This is a genomic window from Kitasatospora sp. NPDC093102, assembly GCF_040683915.1.
Classification (GTDB): domain Bacteria; phylum Actinomycetota; class Actinomycetes; order Streptomycetales; family Streptomycetaceae; genus Kitasatospora.
Genome location: NZ_JBFBFA010000046.1, coordinates 1 through 17246, shown reverse-complemented (window position 1 = coordinate 17246; position 17246 = coordinate 1). Strand labels below are relative to the sequence as shown.

The window sequence follows — 17246 nt, the reverse complement described above, 5'->3', positions numbered from 1 at the left end:
CATGTCCGTCCTCGCTGCGTTCCATTCCGTCGTCCCGGACGTGCGCCGCCACGGCCACGGACTGCGCACCGCCGTGACGCGGGTCCTGGACCGCCTGACCGCCAGCCCACTCGACAACACCGTGCTCGGCGCCATGGGCACGCCCCGACCGACCGGTCCGCGCGCCCGCCGGCACCCCGCGCCCCGACCGGACGGCGCCACTCCCCTCGAAGCCACCGGCGACCCTCGAAGCCACCGGTGACCGGAGGCCTCACGCCCGGTGATCTCCGGCCGGGAGCCGGGCCCGTCCGTCCCGGCGCGGGCGGGCCCCGGCGGCACGGCCATTCGGCGCAGTGCTCCCCCACGCGGCACGGCACCCGTCCGCAGTGCGCGCCTATGGTGGGCGAATGACCGATCGTCGGACCGCCCGGCCCGGAGGTGTCGCCCGGGTGGGCCACCTCGTCGCCGCCGCCGCTTTCGCCGTCTGCATGGCGGGCACCACGCTGCCCACCCCGCTCTACGGGCTGTACCAGGAGAAGCTCGGCTTCTCCGAGCTGACGGTGACGGTCGTGTTCGCGGTGTACGCCTTCGGTGTCATCGGCGTGCTGCTGCTGATCGGCAACGTCTCCGACGCCGTCGGACGCCGGCCCGTGCTGCTCTGCGGCCTGGGCTGCTCGGCCGCCAGCGCCGCGGTCTTCCTGGCCGCGGACACCGTCGCCCTGCTCTGCCTGGGCCGCCTGCTGTCCGGATTCTCGGCGGGCCTGTTCACCGGCACCGGGACGGCGTACGTGCTGGAGCTCGCGCCGCCCGGGCGCCGGGCCCGCGCGGGCTTCGTCGCGACCGCCGCCAACATCGGCGGGCTCGGCTGCGGACCACTGCTGTCGGGCCTGCTGTCGCAGTACGCGCCGTACCCGCTGGTCCTGCCGTTCGCCGTGCACCTGGGGCTGCTCGCGGCCTCGTTCGGGCTCACCCTGCTGCTGCCGGAGACGGTCGCCGGGGCACGCCCGCTGCGCACCGCCCGGCCCAACCGGCCGACCCTGCCACCGGAGGTCCGGCGGGTGTTCGTGCCGGCCGGGATCGCGGCCTTCGCCGGCTTCTCCCTGCTGGGCCTGTTCACCTCGGTCAGCCCCGCCTTCCTCGCCGTCGACCTGGGCGTCCACAACCGTGCGGTGGTCGGCCTGGTCGTCTTCACGGTCTTCTTCGCCTCCACCCTCGGCCAGCTCCTGGTGCCCCGGCTCGGCAGCGCGCGGGCGATCCCACTGGGCTGCCTGGTGCTGATCGCCGGGCTGGCCCTGCTGGCCGCCTCGCTCGCCCGGGAGGCCCTCCTGCTGCTGGTGCTCAGCGCCCTGGTGGGCGGCGCCGGCCAGGGCGTGGGCCTGCGCGGCGCGGTGGGCGAGGTCGCCGCCGCCGCGCCCGCCGAGCACCGCGGCGGGGCCCTCTCGTCGCTGTTCGTGGTCGCCTACTTCGGCATCTCGATCCCGGTCATCGGGGTGGGCCTGCTCGCCGGACGGCTCGGTCTGACCGACGCGGGCCTGGCCTTCGCCGCCTGCATGGCCGTGCTCGCCGCCGCCTCCGGCGCCTACCTGCTGCGCCAGGCGCGCGCCGGGACCTGACCGTCGCGCGCCACCCGCGCGCGCCCGCCGGGTGCCGCCGGTACGCGTTTGCCGTCCGGTCCGGGGACCGGTAGACACGACCCAGACGCCCCGCGTGACATCCGGAGGTCCCCGCCATGAGCGTGACGAGTCGGTACCGGGACGCCTGGGAGGGCTTCTGGCGCGACGCGCCCGAGGAACCGGGCTCGGTGATCTGGGACGCGGAACCGGCCCTCAGCGCCGAACGCCACCTCACGCTGTTCCGCCCCCACCTGGCCGACCCCGCACTGCCCGTCGTCGATCTCGGCTGCGGCAACGGCACCCAGACCCGCTTCCTCGCCGAACACTTCCCGCTCGTCCTCGGGGTCGACCTGTCCACCGCCGCACTGGACCTCGCCCGGCGCGGCGACCCGGCCGGGCGGGCCGCGTTCACCCGCTTGGACGCCACCGAGGCCGAGGCCGTCCGGGCGCTCCACCACCGCCTCGGCGACGCCAACGTGTACGTGCGCGGGGTGATCCACCAGAGTGAGCCGGCCGACCGCCGACGGGTGGTCGAAGCCGTTCGCACCCTGCTCGGGGCACGCGGCCGGGCCTTCGTGTTCGAGCTCGCCGAGGCGGCCAAGGACGTGCTCGACGACCTCGTGCGCAGCCCGGCCGGCCCGCCCCCGAAGCTGCGCCCGGTGTTCTCCCACGGGCTCGCCCCCGCCGGGGTCGCCGACGCGGCCTTCCCCGAGCTGTTCCGTGCGGCCGGCCTCGCCGTCCTCGCCACCGGCGAACTGCCGCTGGCCACCACGGAGTCCGCACCCGACGGCGCCCGGATCGACCTGCCCGCGCACTGGCTGGTCGCCGGACCGGCCTGAGCCCGGGCGGTGTCGCCTGCGGCGGAACGTCGCCGCGAGGCCGGTCAGCCAGTGTGCCGCCCCCGTGATCGGCACCCGGCGCACACACGATAGGTGCCCGGAAAGCCTTGTACACACATGAATGTGACTCTACGTCAGATTTCGGCCATCCTCCGCACCGACCCGAACCCCCCGGGGCCGCCCGCTCCGACGGCCCGGCCGTCGGTGATCTCCGCTGGTCACCCGTGGATCATCCGACGAACCCGGAAGGATCGTTCACCACCGGGATCTTGGCGCATTTGCGGGGCCGGAGCGACGAAGGCGTTCGAACGATCGGGCCCACCGTGTTTTGCTTCCCTGCACGTGACATCGGTCGGCGCGGCAGCAACGGGGTGTCCGTCCCGGCCTCCGAGGGCCTCGTGCTCGTCACCCGGGGCCGGGCGGTGACGCTGCCTCCACACGTCCGCCACCGGACCGTGCCCGACACAGGAGTCTGAACACATGGGATCTTCCACGGCCGAGGAGTCGCCCGTACCCGCGGAGTCCGGCCCACCCGCGGAGTCCGGCCCGCCCGCGACGCCGCCCCCGGCCCCGGAATCCGTCCCGCTCCGCCGGCACCGCCCGCTGCTGCTGCTCGTCACGGAGCAGATGACGAGCTCGGTGGGACGACAGGTCACCGCACTGGCGCTGCCGCTGCTGGCCATCGCCCATCTGCACGCCGGACCGCTGGGCGCCTCCGCGCTGATGGCGATGACCTACCTGCCCGGCGTCCTGCTCAGCCCGCTGATCGGCGTCGCCGTCGACCGGGCCCGGTTGCGGCGGATGCTGGTCTCGGTGTCCTGGCTACAGGTCCCCGCCCTCGGCAGCGTGCCGCTCGCGGCCGCACTGGACGGCCTGACCTGGCCGCACCTGTTCGCCGCGGCCGCCGCCTCCGGGGCGCTGAGCTCCGCCCAGGGCGTCGCGCTGCAGTCCTGCCTGCCCCGCGTGGTGCCCGCGGAACGCCTGCTGCCGGCCAACTCCTCGCTCACCGGCGCCCGGACCATCGGCCTGATCGGCGGACCGGCACTCGGCGGCATCCTGATCGGCGTGATCGACCCGGCCCCGGCACTGCTGGTCGAGTGCGCCGCCTACCTCGCCGGCGGGGCGCTGTTCCTCGCGCTGCCGGCCTCGCTGAACCGGTCCGCGCACGAGGCGGGCAGCGGCGCGCGGTCCCGCGTCGAGGCTCTGAAGGAAGGCCTCGCGGTCATCCGGCGCGAGACCCTGCTGCGCCGCCAGGCCCTGGCCGCGGCCGGGCTCAACCTCGGCGGCGGGGCCGCCGGCGGTCTGTTCGTCCTGTACGCCGAACGGGAGCTGGAACTGCCCCCGTGGCAGCTCGGCGCGGTCTACGCCGCGTACGCCGTCGGCATGGGCACCGGTGTCCTGGCCGCGACCTCCGTCACCCGGGCGCTGGGCATGGCCCGGGCCATCCGGCTGTGCGCCGTGGGCTCGGGGGCCACCCTGTTCCTCATCCCGGCGGCCTCGCTGGGACCGGCCTTCCCCGTCCTGGTCCTGTACCAGCTGCTGTTCGGGCTGCTGGCCACCGTGTGGTCGATCGCCATGACCACCGGGCGCCAGCTCGTCACCCCCGCCCACCTGCTGGGCCGCGTCAACGCCTTCCTCCAGGCCGTGCTGACCGCCACCGTGCCCGTCGGCGCCCTCGTCGGCGGATGGCTCGCCTCCCGGGTCGGCATCGTGCCGGTGCTGGTCGGGGCGGCGGCCGTCGCCCTGGCGGGGGCGAGCAGCCTCTGGTTCCCGCGGGACATGCTCGCCGGGATCGAGCGGGCGGCCGAGAGGACGTCCTGACGCCCGGGGGCGCCGGCGAGTCGCCGGGCCTCCCGTCCCGAGCGCATCCTGGAGGGGAAACCACATCCCCTCGCCAGGGAGGAAGCACGATGGCGGTCCGGCGCGTCGGTCTCGTGGTGCACAAGGGACGCCCCGAGGCGGTGGCGTCCTCGGAACTGGTGCGGGCCTGGTGCGCGGACCACCGGGTCCAGTGCACCGAGATCGACGTGTGGAACGCGGGTGTACAACGGCGCAGCGCCGGCGAGGAGATGGCCGCGGCCGGGAACCCGGACCTCATCGTCGCGCTGGGCGGTGACGGCACCTTCCTGCGCGGCGCCCGTCTGGCGGCGCACAACGACTCCCTTCTGCTGGGCATCGACTTCGGGCACCTCGGGTTCCTCACCGAGGTGCCCGCCCGGGACGTGCTCCAGGCGCTGGACGCCGTCCAGGAGTCCCGTACGACCGTGGAGGAGCGGATGCTGCTCACCATGCGCGCCTCCAGACCGCTCTCGCCGCCCGAGGAGCTCGGTCCGCTGCGGCCGGACGGCCGGCGACCGTCGCTGCCCACGCCGCAGGTGCGTCCCGGCTGCCAGGCCGGCGGGGGCTGGGGGGTGGCGCTCGACGTGCTCGGGCTGAACGACGTCGTCGTGGAGAAGTTCGACCGGGACGGCCGGGTCGCCGCCGCGGTCTACTTCGCCGGGAGGCTGCTCGCCAGCTACGCCGGCGACGCGCTGCTGGTGGCGACCCCGACGGGCTCGACCGCGTACAGCTTCGCCGCGGGCGGGCCGGTGGTCTCGCCCCGGGCGGAGGTCCTCGTCTTCACGCCCGTCGCGGCGCACATGGTCTTCATGCGCTCGGTCCTCGCCGCACCGGACGAGCCGATCGCCATCCGGCTGCTGCCGGACTCGGGGAACGCGGCGGTCAGCGTGGACGGCCAGCTCCGCGGTGTGCTGGAGCCCTGTGACTGGGTCGGCGTCTACGCCGCGCCGACGCGGCTGCGGGCGGTGCGCCTGGGGCCGACCGACTTCTACGGCCGCCTGCGCCGGCGGATGCGGCTGACCGACGCGCCCGCCACCTCCTCCGACGGTGAGGCGCCCTCGACCTGGCCGCTGACCGCGCCGCCGCCGCACGACCTGGAACACCTGAACCTGCCCACGCTGCAGCCGGGCAGACGCCTGCCCTCCGTGGTCCGCCGGGCCGACGGCGAGGCCTGACCGGCTCCGTGCGGAACGGGCCTTCCCGGGGTGAGAACGGCCGTTCCGGGAACGGGCGTTCTCAGGCCCGTCCGAGGACCCGGTCGACGGCGATCTCGATGACCACCCGGTCCGGGTTGACCCGCGGCTCGCGGTAGCGCTCGGCGTAGCGGCGCTCCGCCTCGGCGACCTGCTCGGGCTCGTCGCGGACGACCGCGACGCCCTCCAGGGTCGACCAGCGGGCCCGGTCCACCTGGCAGACCGCGACCCGCAGGCCCTCGGGTCCGGCCGCGGCGACGTTGCGGGCCTTGCGGCTGGAGCGGCTGGTGATCACCCGGGCCGTCCCCGTCTCCGGCTGGTACGTCACGCCGACCGGCACCACGTGCGGCGTGCCGTCCGGGCGGGTGGTGGTCAGCGTGGAGATGTGCCGCTCCCGCCAGAAGGCGAGGAAGGAGCCGTCGAGGTCGCGCGGGTCATGGGCCATGATCGCGATGGTACGGCCCCCGGGGAACGACCGTTCCCCGGGGGCCGTACGGGCAGGGCGTCAGTGCCCGCGCGCGATCCACTCCGGCAGGGCCGGGGCCTCGGCGCCGATGGTGGTCGGCTCGCCGTGGCCGGTGCGCACCACGGTCTCGGCCGGGAGCGTCAGCAGCCGCTCGCGGATCGAGTCGACGATGGTCGGGAAGTCCGAGAACGACCGGCCGGTGGCTCCCGGACCGCCCTGGAACAGGGTGTCGCCGGTGAAGACGGTGCCCAGCGCGGGCGCGTACAGGCAGACCGCGCCCGGCGCGTGGCCCGGGGTGTGCAGCACGGTCAGCTCGGTGCCGGCCACCTCGATCCGCTGGCCGTCGGCCAGTTCGCCGTCCGGCAGCCGCTCGGGGTGGGTGAGCTTCCACAGCGGCAGGTCGTCGGGGTGCAGCAGGACCGGCGCACCGGTACGGGCGGCGAGTGCCGGAGCCGCGTCGATGTGGTCGTTGTGCGCGTGGGTGGAGACGATCGCCAGCAGCCGGCGCCCGCCGAGCGCGGCCTCGATGGCCTCGGCGTCGTGCGCGGCGTCGATCACCACCGCCTCCTCGTCGTTCCCGACGATCCAGACGTTGTTCTCCACCTCCCAGCTGCCGCCGTCGAGTTCGAAGGTGCCGGCCGTCACCAGCCGGTCGATCCGCGCGGTCACAGGACCACCACCGAACGCAGGACGTCGCCCTGGTGCATGCGCTCGAAGGCCTGCTCCACGGCATCGAGCTCGATGGTCTCGGTGACGAAGGCGCCGAGGTCCAGGCGGCCCTGGAGGTAGAGGTCGATCAGCATCGGGAAGTCCCGCGAGGGCAGGCAGTCGCCGTACCAGGAGGACTTCAGCGCGCCGCCGCGGCCGAAGACGTCGAGCAGCGGGAGCTCCAGCGTCATCTCCGGGGTCGGCACGCCGACCAGGACGACGGTGCCGGCCAGGTCACGGGCGTAGAAGGCCTGCTTGTAGGTCTCCGGCCGGCCGACCGCCTCGACCACCACGTCCGCGCCGTTGCCGCCGGTCAGCTCGCGGATCGCCTCGACCGGGTCGGTGGTACGGGAGTTGACGGTGTGGGTGGCGCCCAGCCTGCGGGCGGTCTCCAGCTTGCGGTCGTCGATGTCCACCGCGATGATCTTCGCCGCGCCCGCCAGCCGGGAGCCCATCACGGCCGCGCCGCCGACGCCGCCGCAGCCGATCACCGCGACCGAGTCGCCCCGGCCGACGCTGCCGGTGTTGATCGCGGCGCCGAGGCCCGCCATCACGCCGCAGCCCAGCAGGCCGGCGACGGCCGGCTCGGCGGCCGGGTCCACCTTGGTGCACTGGCCGGCCGCGACCAGGGTCTTCTCGGCGAACGCGCCGATGCCCAGCGCCGGGGACAGCTCGGTGCCGTCCAGCAGCGTCATCTTCTGCTTGGCGTTGTGGGTGTTGAAGCAGTACTGCGGGCGGCCCCGCTTGCACGCGCGGCACTGGCCGCACACCGCACGCCAGTTGAGGACCACGAAGTCACCGGGCTCGACCTCGGTGACGCCCTCGCCGACCGACTCCACGATGCCCGCGGCCTCGTGGCCGAGCAGGAACGGGAACTCGTCGTTGATGCCGCCCTCCCGGTAGTGGAGGTCGGTGTGGCAGACGCCGCAAGCCTGGATCCGGACCACCGCCTCGCCCGGGCCCGGGTCCGGCACCACGATCGTGGTCACCTCCACGGGCGCGCCCTTGGCGCGCGCGATGACTGCCTTGACCTGCTGGGGCATCCGATTCCACCTCCGTCTGCCGATGCGGCTCTGCACCGGCGTGACCTGCGACAAACGACTGCAAGACGAACTGCCCACGAAGCGTATCGCCCGCCCGGCCGGACCCCGGCGGGGCCTACGGGCGATCCGGTGTGACGCAGTGTGATACGGCTCACCGCACGTACCGACGACACGTCCGCCGCCGTCGCGACGGCTCACGAGTTCTCACGTGGCACGTGCCGGCCGGGTACCCGCCGAGGGCCCCGCGACAGCCCGGCGTGGCCGTGCCGACGGGGGCGTACAAGTGTCGCTGAGCGCCTGTCAGTGCGCCTCGAAGTGCCCGGAAAGCACCGGCGTTGGCTGGAACTGCCGCAGACGGGCGCCCCGGCACCCACGTACGGTCGTAGCCGAGACGGTCCACGCGACCACGCTCAGCACACTCGCCTCACCCGTCGGCGCGCGATCACGCGCCGGCCGCGCCGGGTGCGTACCGACCGTGCGCCCCCGCACATTTCGCGCCACATCCCCGTAGGAGCCCGACCGAACCCCGGCCCGTGTCGAGCCGCCAGCCGGCCGCATCACCCGTCCCCCGCACCATCCCCGGATTCACCCACCGTCGGGTCGCGCCCCGCGGCCCACCGCCCTGGAGTCTGGAGTACGGATGTCCACCGAGAACAGTGCGACCAGCGCCGGCACCGCCCCGCTCCCCCCGCTGCACTGCATGCGCCTGCTCGAACCCGGCCCGCCCCGCCTCGCCGCGCTGCCCACCGGCACGCCGGTCTGGCTGGTCAGCCGGCACGCCGACGTGCGCCAGGTGCTGACCGACCCGCGGCTGGGCCGCGCCCCGCTCTACGCGCCGGACGCCCCGCCGGTCACGGTCACGCCCAACATCCTGGACGACCCGCAGAGCATGCTGAACATCGACGGCACCGAGCACCAGCGGCTGCGCCGCACCGTGCAGCGGGCCTTCACCCCGCGCGCGATCGAGCGGTGGCGGCCCTGGGTGGCCTCGGTGGTCGAGTCGCTGATCGACGAGCTGATCGACCACGGCTCCCCGGCCGACGTCATCGCCGGCTACTCCCGCCCGCTGCCGGTCGCGGTGATCAGCCGGCTGATGGGCCTGGACAACCTGGACAGCAAGCGGCTGGCGCACTGGAGCGACCACGCGCTCTCCACCACCGCCTACAGCGCCGGGGCGATCGTCACCGCGATGGCCGAGTTCGCCGCCTTCGGCGCCGAGGTGATCGCCGAACGCCGGGCCGCCCCCGGCGAGGACCTGGTCAGCAGCCTGCTCGCGGCCGCCACCGAGGACGGCTCGATCACCGAGGGCCAGCTGGTCTCGCTGGTCATCGGCCTCGTCGTGGCCGGCCACGAGACCACCATGACGAGCCTCGGCAACGCCCTGGTCTACCTGCTCCAGGACGGCCGCGAGGCCTGGCAGCGGCTCACCTCCGACGAGACCAGCGCCGCCGCCGCGACCGAGCAGTTGCTGCGCGCCGTCCCGCTCGGCGACCGGCAGGAGCACATGCCCGGGCTGATGCGCCGCACCACCGAGGACGTCGAGATCGGCGGCGTGGTCATCCCGGCCGGCAGCGTGGTCGCCGCCGACGCGGCCGCCGCCAACCACGACCCGGAGGCCTTCACCGGCGACCTGCGCACCGAGCTGTTCGCCCCGCTGACCGCCCCCACCCTCACCTTCGGCGCCGGGCCGCACCACTGCCTGGGCGCCTGGCTGGCCCGGATGGAGCTGGAGCTCGCCCTGCACCGGCTGGCCCGTCGGCTGCCCGCCCTGCGGCTGGCCGACCCGGTCGAGCAGATCGACTGGCGGCGCGGCCTGCTCACCCGCAGCCCCAACGCCCTGCGGGTGGTCTGGTGACGGGCCGCGCGGACACCGAGCCGGTGGTCGTCCGGGTCGACCGGGCCCGCTGCATCGGCTCCGGGATGTGCGCCCTCAGCGCCCCCGACTCGCTGGCCCTCGGCGCCGACGGGCTGGCCGCGCCGCTGGCCGAGTACGCGGACGGCGGCGCGGCACTGACGGACGGGCTGAGCGAGGCAGTGGACTTCTGCCCGGTCGAGGCGCTCAGCCTCCACTCGGCCCGAGGCGGCCACCGGATCGCCCCCGCGGAGTGAGTCCGCGCCGGTGGTGCCCGCCGCGGTCGTCGCGGCCGGCACCACCGGCGCGTTCCCGGCGAACCGGCCGGCCGAACAGCCGGTCGGTCGAACAGCCGGTCGGTCGACGAACCGTTCGGTCGAAGAACCGGGTGATCAATGAGCCCGGCTCATGGGTCGATGAGGTCATCGATCTTGTTCGGCTCTTCCGCCGGCTGGTGAGCTGACCGCATGACAAACGTCGAAACCCTCGCGCCACCGGCCGCCTCACCCACCGCCCACCGCTGGTCCCCGGTTCTCGCCGTCGCACTCGCCACCTTCACCGTGGTGTCCTCCGAGATGATGCCGGTCGGCCTGCTCACCCCGATGTCCCACAGCCTCGGGGTCACCGACGGGGTCACCGGCCTCTCCCTCACCATCACCGGCCTGATCGCCGCCGTCCTCTCCCCCTTCGCCCCGCTGCTCGTCGGCCTGCGCGACCGCCGGACCGTCCTGGTCGCCTTCATGCTGCTGCTCGGCCTGGCCGACGCGGTGACCGCACTGGCGCCGAACTTCGCCGTCCTGGCCGCCGGCCGCGTCCTGCTCGGCGTCGCCATGGGCATCGTCTGGGGCCTCGCCGCGAGCATCGGCCCGCGCCTCGCCGACGGCCCGCGCATCGCGCTCGCCATGACGCTGATCTTCTCCGGCGTCTCCATCGCCTCGGTCCTCGGCGTCCCGCTGGGTACCTACCTGGCCGCGCTGCTCGACTGGCGCGCCGCGTTCTGGGCGCTCGCCCTGTTCGGCGCCGCCTCCGCCGCCGTGCTCGCCGTCACCCTGCCCGCACTGCCCGTGCACGAGCGCGGACGGCTCGGCAAACTGGCCGGCGCCCTGCGCCACCGGGGCGTCGCCACCGGGATCGCGATCACCGCCTTCGTCGTGCTCGGCCACTTCGCGGGCTACACCTACGTCCGCCCGGTCCTTGAAACCGACGCGGGCCTGAGCAGCGGCGTGATCGCCGCCTGCCTGCTGGTGTACGGACTCGCGGGCGTCGCCGGGAACTTCACCCTCGGCCCATTGTCCGGGCGCCGCCCGAGGACCGCCGTCGCCCTCGCCCTCGCCGGCGTCACCCTGGCCGCCGCCCTGCTCACCCACGCCACCGGCGTCGTCACCGTCCTGCTCGTCCTGACCGTCTGGGGAGCCTCGTACGGCGGCGTGTCCGTCTCCACGCAGACGTGGGTCCGCACCGCCGACCCGGCCCGGATCGAGGCCTCGGCAGCGCTCTGGGCGGGCGTGTTCAATGCGAGCATCGCGCTCGGCTCCTTCACCGGCGGACTGGTCGTCGACCGGGCCGGTAACCGCGCCGTCCTGCTCACGGCGGCCGCCCTGGCGGCCGCCGGACTGCTGCTCACCCTGCTCTCCCGGCCGCACGACCGGCGCCTGGACCGGTAGTCCGGGCGGCGGCTCGACCAGCCCGTGCAGCCCGGCGGCTCAGTCGACGTGCCCGGCCAGCAGCTCGACGAACCCGGCCGCCAGCCGGTGCGGCCGCCGCTCGTTCCGGACCACCTCCAGCGTGGTCGGCCCCAGCTCGGGCACCGGCAGGAAGCGGATGTCCGGCCGCTGGACGTACGCCGTGCTGCGCTCGCACAGCAGCAGCCCCTGACGGGTGCCGGCCACCATCGACAGGCCCTCCTGGATGGTGGTCGCACCCGTCGAGTAGACCAGCTCCCGCCCGCCCGGCGTCCGCCGGGGCGCGTTCACCTCCCGCCAGTACCCGGGCGCCGGGCCGCGCGGCTCGATCAGCGGCAGCGCGGCCAGCTCGTCGGCGTTCACCCCGTCCACCCCGCCGAGGCGCTGCGCGGCGGAGACCGCCACGTACACCGGCTGACGGGAGAACTCCATCAGCACCTCCAACCCCGGCTCCCGGCACGGGGCGAGCACGATCGCCAGGTCGACCTCGCCCCGGGCGAGGAGCGAGAACGGGTCCGCCCACGGCAGTTCGACCAGCTGCACCGTGCCCTCCGGTAGGCCCGCGATCACCCGGGCGACCGGCTCGTACACCGCGCACTGGAAGCCCAGCCGCAGCGGCCGGGCGGTGGCGGCGCCGGCCCGGGCGGCGTCGTAGCCCTCCCGGAGCCGCTCGAAGGCGGGCACCACCTGCTCGGCCAGTGCCCGCCCCAGCTCCGTCAACTCGACCCGGCGGCTGGTCCGGCGGAACACCGGGGCGCCGACCCGGCTCTCCAGACGCTTGATCAGCTGGGAGACCCTCCCCTGCGAGACGCCGAGCCGCTGCGCCGTCCGCCCGAAGTGCAGCTGGTGGACGAGGACGGAGAAGCACTCCAGCTCCTGCAACGGCAGCTCGGGCAGGACGGGGGCCGGCGTCGGTCGTTCCACCACGGCAGTCTACGCCGGGCCACCGGCCGCTCCGCAGGCCAGCAGGGCGCGCAGCTCGGCGGCCGGATCGCCCTCGTGGTACGGGCGTTCGCTCGGCTCGATGTGGTCCAGGAACTCCTGGTACCGCAGGGCGTAGGACAGGTGGTAGAGCGGCTCGGCGAGTTCGAGGGCGCGCCGCGGGTCGGAGCCGGGGGCGTGGTGCTGCCAGGCCTCCGTCCAGACCCGGGCGTGGTGCTGCCAGGCCTCCTCGCCGAGGTAGGCGCGCGGGCGCAGCCCGTCCAGGGCGGGGTGGCCGAGGCAGGAGTCGGCGTAGTCGACGACCACCGTGCTCACGCCGTCGGAGCGCCAGTTGCCGGGGTGGAAGTCGCCGTGCAGCAGCGTCTCCGGCAGGCCGCAGGCGGCCAGCCGGTCCAGCAGCCCGGGAAGGCCGGCGGCGAAGCCGCCCAGGCGCTCCAGTTCCTCGGGCGTCAGATCGGTCTCCTCGGCGAACCGGTCCAGCAGGGCCGCCAGTTGGGCCGCCAGGGCACGGGGGGTGCGGTCGCGCAGGCCGGACGGCCCGGCCGGTCGGGCGGCGAGCGCGGCCTGGGCGGCGACGAAGCGCGGGACGACGTCGGCGACGGTCCCGGCGGACGGGCTCCAGCAGTCCTCGCCGGGGACGTGGTCGAGCAGCAGCCGACCACCGGCGGGGTCGGCGGCGAGGACGGTCGGGACGAGTCCGGGATCAATGCTGCCGAGCAGTGCGATGACCTCGCCCTCGTGGGCGTTGAACGCGGGCGTCGTGGTCTTCAGCCAGGCGTCGACGCCGGTGGCGGTGGGGAGGCGGAAGAGGCCGGAGAGGTTCCAGGTCCGGATCTGCCGCGCGGGTACGGCCTGCGGGCGGCCCACGGCGGCGAGCTGCGCCTCCGCCCAGGCCAGCGCCTCCCGCAGGCCTCCGGGCGTGGCCCAGGCGGCGCGGCGTTCGGCAGGGCCGAGCAGCGCGGCCGTCCCGTCGTCCGGGGTGCCGGCGCCGAGCCCGGTCGGCCGGCGCAGCGCCTCGGCGTGGTAGCGGACCCGCCCGCCGTGGCCGGGGTTCTCGCTCTGCCCGTCGACCAGCCGCGCCACCAGCACCGGCACTCCGGCCGACTCCGCCGCCCGCGCGACCACCCCGTCCACCGAGGACCACCAGCCGACCTCCACCTCGAAGGGGCCCAGCTGCCCGAAGTACTCGTCGCTGTAGGTGAGATCGACCGTCACGGTCCGGTTGCTCGCTCGCTGCATCGGAGCAGCTTCGCCCACGGGAGCGGGCACATGCCAACGGTTTTCCGGACGCGCCGACCGGGGCGAGGGCGAGCAGGTCCTGCGGCAACCCCCTTCCGGGGGACCGGAACCGGCGCTACCCGATCGCCACTGCCGTGCCCGAGACGCGTACCCGGGTGTCCTCCGCCCGCAGGCCGACCCGCAGGACGCCGGGGCGGCCCAGGTCGTCGCCCTGGTGCAGCGTCAGCACCGCCGGGGCCGCCACCGCGCCGAGGTCCCGCAGGTAGGCGCCGAAGGCGGCCGCGGCAGCGCCGGTGGCCGGATCCTCGACCACACCGCCGACCGGGAACGGGTCACGGACGTGGAAGACCTCGGAGGCCTCCCGCCAGGCGAGCTGCAGGGTGGTCAGGTCGTGGGCACGCATGAAGTCCGCCAGGCCGTCGAAGTCGTAGTCGAGCCGGGCCAGCCGTTCACGGGTGGCCACGGGCAGCACGAGGTGACGGGCACCCGCGTAGGCGATGCGGGGCGGCAGAACCGGGTCGAGGTCGGCGGCGGACCAGCCGAGCAGGGCGAGCGCCTGCGCCACGTCGGCCGCCGGCACCTCCTCCACCTTCGGCTCGACACTGGTGAGGGTGGCGCGCAGCAGCCCGTCGGCCCCGCGCTCGACCTCGACCGGGACGTCCCCGGCCGCGGTCGCGAAGACGTACCGCCCGGGGCCGGTGCGCTCGGCGAGGGCGACGGCGGAGGCGACCGTCGCGTGCCCGCAGAACGGCACCTCGGCGAGCGGGCTGAAGTACCGCACCCGATAGGCTCCTTCGGCCGGGCCGGCGGTGAGGAAGGCGGTCTCGGAGTACCCGACCTCGGCGGCGACGGCGAGCATCCGCTCGTCGGTCAGCCCGGTGGCGTCGAGCACCACGCCGGCCGGGTTGCCGCCCTCGGGGCGGGTGGCGAAGGCGGCGTAGCGGAGGATCTCGGGAGCGGCGTCGTCGGTCATGACCGGACGAACGCCTTCCGTGGGCCCGCTGTTCCCGCTCACCGCAGCACCGCCTCCAGGAAGTCCGAGCCGAGCCGGGCGCTGCCCGCCAGGTCGAGCTCGTAGAGCATGTACCGCCCGCGCCGTCTGGTCGTGAGCAGTCCGGCCTTGCGCAGCACGGCCAGGTGCCGGGACACCTCGGGCGCGCTGAGCTGCCAGGCGGAGGCCAGTTCGCCGGTGGTGTGCGGGCCGCGGGCCATGGTGCGGGCGAGGCGCAGCCGGACGGGGTGGGCGAGCGCCTCCAGCCGCTGCTGGACGAGGGCGAGCGAGACGGGCTCGGGCAGGCCGGCCTCGGCGACGGGGTACTGGAGGACGGGCCGCCAGCCGCGCGCGTGCACCACCAGGAGGTGCGGGCGGCCGAAGGCGGTGGGGATGAAGGTGACGCCCCCGGCATCGGTGCCGCTGGTGGTGTTGTCCTGGAGCTTGTCGATGACGATCCGGCGCCGTCCGTCCCCGCCCTGGTCGAGGGCGACGGAGGGCGAGATGTCGGCGAGCGCCTCGGCGAGGCCGCGGCGGGCGAGCAGGTCGGCCTTGCGCCGGGCGTCGGCGGCGAGGTCGGGCAGGACGCGCTGCCAGGCGTCGGCGAAGAACGCGGACTGGCAGTCCTCCAGCATCCGGCGCACCAGGGCCCGGACGGCCGGCGGGTCGGCGAGCAGCCGGTCGGCGAAGGCGGCCTGCCGGGGGCCGCGGGCGAGGGCGAGTTCCCGGGCCCGCTCGTTGGCGACCGGGTCGGTGAGCGGGGAGCCCATCCGGCTGGTGAGCCGGGAGGAGCCGCAGGTGGTGATGAGGGCGGCGGCGACGTACAGCTCGTCGTCGATCCGGTCGACGGCGTCGAGCTCCTCGGCGAGGGTGGCGCCGGGCAGACCGGGCACGAGGAAGTCGGCACGCGAGGAGCGCCAGAGGAAGTCGGCCTCCAGCAGCCGTTCGGACAGCTCGGGCGGGATCACGGTGGCGGTGCAGCCGGCCCAGCCGTGCAGCGCGGGGTGGTGCGCGGGCTCGGCGAGCACGTGCAGCATGGCGTTCAGCTCGCCGAGCGGGGAGGGCGTGAAGAGCAGGCGCTCGTCGGGCAGACCCGTGATGTCGATGGTCAAACTCACATCGAGGATCCTGCCACCCGCCCTCGACCGGGCTCCCGCCGATTGACGGGAAGCGTCAATCCGCGTGCCGGGCGGTCCGGTCCGGGCGGACGGTACCGGCCATGAGCCTGATCCAGGAGAAGTCCGTTCACGACCACGCCGCCGTCCGCCACGGCGAGCCGCCCGCCCCGCCGATCGGCACGGGCCGCCGGAGCCCGTCCGCGCTGTTGAGCCTGCTGACCGCCGCCGGCGGCCCCCGGTACGCCGTCGCGCTGGCGGTGGACGCGGTGGGCGGCGGGCTGCTGCGGCCGTTCCTGCTGCTGTACGGCGTCGGCATGCTGCGGCTGGGCGCGGGTGCCGCCGGGCTGGCGCTGTCGGCCGGGATGATGGCGGGCCTGCTGGTGGTGCCGCTGACCGGCCGCTGGATCGACCGCGGCGCCCGGACCCTGCCCGCCGCCGCCACGCTGCTGCTGCGGGCGGCGGGTGCGCTGACGCTGCTGCTGGCGGACGGCCTGCCGGGGTTCACCGCGGCGGCGGTGCTGTTCGGGGTGGGCAGCCAGTCCTGGCCGACCACCCACGCGGCGGTGGTGAGCACGCTGACCGAGGGCCGGCTGCGGGATGCCGCACTGGCCGCCGGGCGGTCGCTGCGCAACGCCGGGCTGGGGGTGGGCGCGCTGCTGGCCACGGTGGCGGTGAGCGGCGGGGCGGGCGCGATCCGGGTGCTGGCCGGGGTGACGGGCGTGGCCTGGCTGGTCTCGGCCGTCCTGGTGGGCTCGCTGCGGGTGCGGGCTCCGCAGCTGGAGCGGACGGTGAGCGCGCGGGAGCGTGTCGAGCCGCTGCGCCGGATCACCCTGCTGAGCCTCGCCAACGTGCCCTACGCGTTCTGCTTCGACGTGCTGGAGGTGGCACTGCCCGCGCTGCTGGTGTTGCAGCTGCACGCCTCACCGGCCTGGTCCTCGGGCATCTTCGTCGGCAACACGGTGCTGGTGATCGCCCTGCAGCTGGCGCTGGTGCTGCGGCTGGCGGACCGTTCGCGGCGCGCCGTGCTGGCGGCCTCCGGGGCGCTGCTGGCGGTGTCGTACCTGGGGTTCTGGGCGGCCGGCTCGCTGGGCGGCGGGGCGGGCCCGGCGGGCGTCGCGGCGGTCTCGGTGCTGTACACGCTGGGCGAGATCCTCTACACCGGGTCGGGGACGGCGCTGGTGGCGGCCGTCGCCCCGCCGCACCTGCTCGGACGGGCGCTGGCGCGCTGGGAGCTGTCGGCGGGCGTGGGCCGGGCGGCCGCGCCGGCTGTGCTGACGGCGCTGCTGGCCTCCGGTCCCGGGGCGCTCTGGGTGCCGCTCGCCGCGGCGACCGCGCTGGGGTCGCTGGCGGTGCTGCGGCTGGGCCCGGCCCGGTGACGGGGCGGCCCGGCGGGCCCGCGCCGGTGGGGCGGATTCTCCCGACCGGCCGGACCCTCGCGGTGGCCACCAGCAGCGACCTCACGCGCTGGACCCGCGCCTGACCTTCCGGATGCGGACGCAGCGCCCAGCGCCGATGCTGGCGGCGAGGCGTGCCGGCCCGAGGAAGGACGAAGGACACATGAGCGAGCGAAGCATGGGGGTCCCCCCGGCCGAAGGCTGGGGGAGAGTCGTCGAGAGGTGCGCGTTGCGCGAAGCGCCCGCCGAGCGGAGCGAGGTGGGCGCATGAGTTTCCTGAGTCAACCCCTATGCCGCCAGCGCCGTCTCGGGAGTCGTTTTGATCTTGTTGTTGGCTTGGTGGGTGGC

Annotated in this window: 16 protein-coding genes; 9 read left to right on the top strand and 7 right to left on the bottom strand. The window is 75.2% G+C overall.

Features of this window, described 5'->3' with window-relative positions; translation table 11 throughout:
- Nucleotide 1: 1 nt before the first annotated feature.
- From AB0O11_RS33525 to AB0O11_RS33505, 5 genes are all read left to right on the top strand, one after another.
- Complete coding sequence (locus AB0O11_RS33525) at nt 2-241, top strand: hypothetical protein (RefSeq protein ID WP_363394595.1); 240 nt, start codon at nt 2-4, stop codon at nt 239-241.
- Between the two features lie 145 nt (nt 242-386).
- The gene (locus tag AB0O11_RS33520) at nt 387-1592 is read left to right on the top strand and encodes an MFS transporter (RefSeq protein WP_363394593.1); all 1206 of its coding nucleotides are present in this window, start codon (nt 387-389) and stop codon (nt 1590-1592) included.
- Between the two features lie 116 nt (nt 1593-1708).
- On the top strand, nt 1709-2431 hold the full coding sequence (locus AB0O11_RS33515; RefSeq protein ID WP_363394591.1) for a class I SAM-dependent methyltransferase: 723 nt from the start codon (nt 1709-1711) through the stop codon (nt 2429-2431).
- A 480-nt stretch (nt 2432-2911) separates the two neighbouring features.
- Nucleotides 2912-4252 (top strand): MFS transporter, encoded by a 1341-nt coding sequence (locus AB0O11_RS33510; RefSeq protein WP_363394589.1) that lies wholly within the window; start codon nt 2912-2914, stop codon nt 4250-4252.
- An 89-nt stretch (nt 4253-4341) separates the two neighbouring features.
- The gene (locus tag AB0O11_RS33505) at nt 4342-5445 is read left to right on the top strand and encodes an NAD(+)/NADH kinase (RefSeq protein WP_363394587.1); all 1104 of its coding nucleotides are present in this window, start codon (nt 4342-4344) and stop codon (nt 5443-5445) included.
- A gap of 61 nt (nt 5446-5506) precedes the next feature.
- On the opposite strand, the gene AB0O11_RS33500 is transcribed toward AB0O11_RS33505, so the two are convergent.
- The 3 genes from AB0O11_RS33500 to AB0O11_RS33490 are packed head-to-tail and all read right to left on the bottom strand — an operon-like array spanning nt 5507 to nt 7680.
- Nucleotides 5507-5908, bottom strand: a complete 402-nt coding sequence (locus AB0O11_RS33500; RefSeq protein ID WP_363394585.1) for a TIGR03618 family F420-dependent PPOX class oxidoreductase — start codon at nt 5906-5908, stop codon at nt 5507-5509.
- Between the two features lie 60 nt (nt 5909-5968).
- Nucleotides 5969-6598 carry an MBL fold metallo-hydrolase gene (locus AB0O11_RS33495; protein WP_363394583.1) on the bottom strand — a complete coding sequence of 210 codons (630 nt, stop codon included), beginning with the start codon at nt 6596-6598 and terminating at the stop codon, nt 5969-5971.
- Entirely contained in the window at nt 6595-7680 is a 1086-nt protein-coding gene (locus AB0O11_RS33490; RefSeq protein WP_363394581.1) for an S-(hydroxymethyl)mycothiol dehydrogenase, read from the bottom strand. The genes AB0O11_RS33495 and AB0O11_RS33490 overlap by 4 nt, the downstream gene beginning before the upstream one ends.
- A 640-nt stretch (nt 7681-8320) precedes the next feature.
- Between AB0O11_RS33490 and AB0O11_RS33485 the strand changes: the two genes are divergently transcribed.
- The 3 genes from AB0O11_RS33485 to AB0O11_RS33475 all read left to right on the top strand — a co-directional run bounded on the left by AB0O11_RS33485 (nt 8321) and on the right by AB0O11_RS33475 (nt 11196).
- Complete coding sequence (locus tag AB0O11_RS33485) at nt 8321-9535, top strand: cytochrome P450 (protein WP_363394579.1); 1215 nt, start codon at nt 8321-8323, stop codon at nt 9533-9535.
- Nucleotides 9532-9789, top strand: coding sequence for a ferredoxin (locus tag AB0O11_RS33480; protein WP_363394577.1), 258 nt, complete (start codon nt 9532-9534; stop codon nt 9787-9789). Before AB0O11_RS33485 ends, AB0O11_RS33480 begins: the two co-directional genes overlap by 4 nt.
- Nucleotides 9790-9999: 210 nt before the next feature.
- Nucleotides 10000-11196 (top strand): MFS transporter, encoded by a 1197-nt coding sequence (locus AB0O11_RS33475; protein ID WP_363394575.1) that lies wholly within the window; start codon nt 10000-10002, stop codon nt 11194-11196.
- Between the two features lie 39 nt (nt 11197-11235).
- Here the strand turns inward: AB0O11_RS33475 and AB0O11_RS33470 are convergent, their stop codons facing one another.
- The 4 genes from AB0O11_RS33470 to AB0O11_RS33455 form a co-directional block, all read right to left on the bottom strand.
- Nucleotides 11236-12138, bottom strand: a complete 903-nt coding sequence (locus AB0O11_RS33470) for a LysR family transcriptional regulator (protein WP_363394573.1) — start codon at nt 12136-12138, stop codon at nt 11236-11238.
- A gap of 9 nt (nt 12139-12147) precedes the next feature.
- On the bottom strand, nt 12148-13395 hold the full coding sequence (locus tag AB0O11_RS33465) for a phosphotransferase (RefSeq protein WP_363394571.1): 1248 nt from the start codon (nt 13393-13395) through the stop codon (nt 12148-12150).
- A 115-nt stretch (nt 13396-13510) separates the two neighbouring features.
- Nucleotides 13511-14368: a PhzF family phenazine biosynthesis isomerase gene (locus tag AB0O11_RS33460; RefSeq protein ID WP_363394569.1), complete on the bottom strand. Its 858-nt coding sequence runs from the start codon at nt 14366-14368 to the stop codon at nt 13511-13513.
- A 38-nt stretch (nt 14369-14406) separates the two neighbouring features.
- Nucleotides 14407-15504 (bottom strand): DUF5937 family protein, encoded by a 1098-nt coding sequence (locus AB0O11_RS33455; RefSeq protein ID WP_363394567.1) that lies wholly within the window; start codon nt 15502-15504, stop codon nt 14407-14409.
- Nucleotides 15505-15605: 101 nt separating this feature from the next.
- Between AB0O11_RS33455 and AB0O11_RS33450 the strand changes: the two genes are divergently transcribed.
- Nucleotides 15606-16880: an MFS transporter gene (locus tag AB0O11_RS33450; protein ID WP_363394565.1), complete on the top strand. Its 1275-nt coding sequence runs from the start codon at nt 15606-15608 to the stop codon at nt 16878-16880.
- Nucleotides 16881-17246 lie beyond the last annotated feature (366 nt).

Bases quoted from the DNA above. Each gene is read 5' to 3' on its own strand.
- AB0O11_RS33500 (WP_363394585.1), bottom strand. From the start codon at position 5,908: ATGGCCCATGACCCGCGCGACCTCGACGGCTCCTTCCTCGCCTTCTGG.
- AB0O11_RS33515 (WP_363394591.1), top strand. From the start codon at position 1,709: ATGAGCGTGACGAGTCGGTACCGGGACGCCTGGGAGGGCTTCTGGCGC.
- AB0O11_RS33450 (WP_363394565.1), top strand. From the start codon at position 15,606: ATGAGCCTGATCCAGGAGAAGTCCGTTCACGACCACGCCGCCGTCCGC.
- AB0O11_RS33510 (WP_363394589.1), top strand. From the start codon at position 2,912: ATGGGATCTTCCACGGCCGAGGAGTCGCCCGTACCCGCGGAGTCCGGC.
- AB0O11_RS33465 (WP_363394571.1), bottom strand. From the start codon at position 13,395: ATGCAGCGAGCGAGCAACCGGACCGTGACGGTCGATCTCACCTACAGC.
- AB0O11_RS33490 (WP_363394581.1), bottom strand. From the start codon at position 7,680: ATGCCCCAGCAGGTCAAGGCAGTCATCGCGCGCGCCAAGGGCGCGCCC.
- AB0O11_RS33475 (WP_363394575.1), top strand. From the start codon at position 10,000: ATGACAAACGTCGAAACCCTCGCGCCACCGGCCGCCTCACCCACCGCC.
- AB0O11_RS33485 (WP_363394579.1), top strand. From the start codon at position 8,321: ATGTCCACCGAGAACAGTGCGACCAGCGCCGGCACCGCCCCGCTCCCC.
- AB0O11_RS33460 (WP_363394569.1), bottom strand. From the start codon at position 14,368: ATGACCGACGACGCCGCTCCCGAGATCCTCCGCTACGCCGCCTTCGCC.
- AB0O11_RS33525 (WP_363394595.1), top strand. From the start codon at position 2: ATGTCCGTCCTCGCTGCGTTCCATTCCGTCGTCCCGGACGTGCGCCGC.
- AB0O11_RS33520 (WP_363394593.1), top strand. From the start codon at position 387: ATGACCGATCGTCGGACCGCCCGGCCCGGAGGTGTCGCCCGGGTGGGC.
- AB0O11_RS33505 (WP_363394587.1), top strand. From the start codon at position 4,342: ATGGCGGTCCGGCGCGTCGGTCTCGTGGTGCACAAGGGACGCCCCGAG.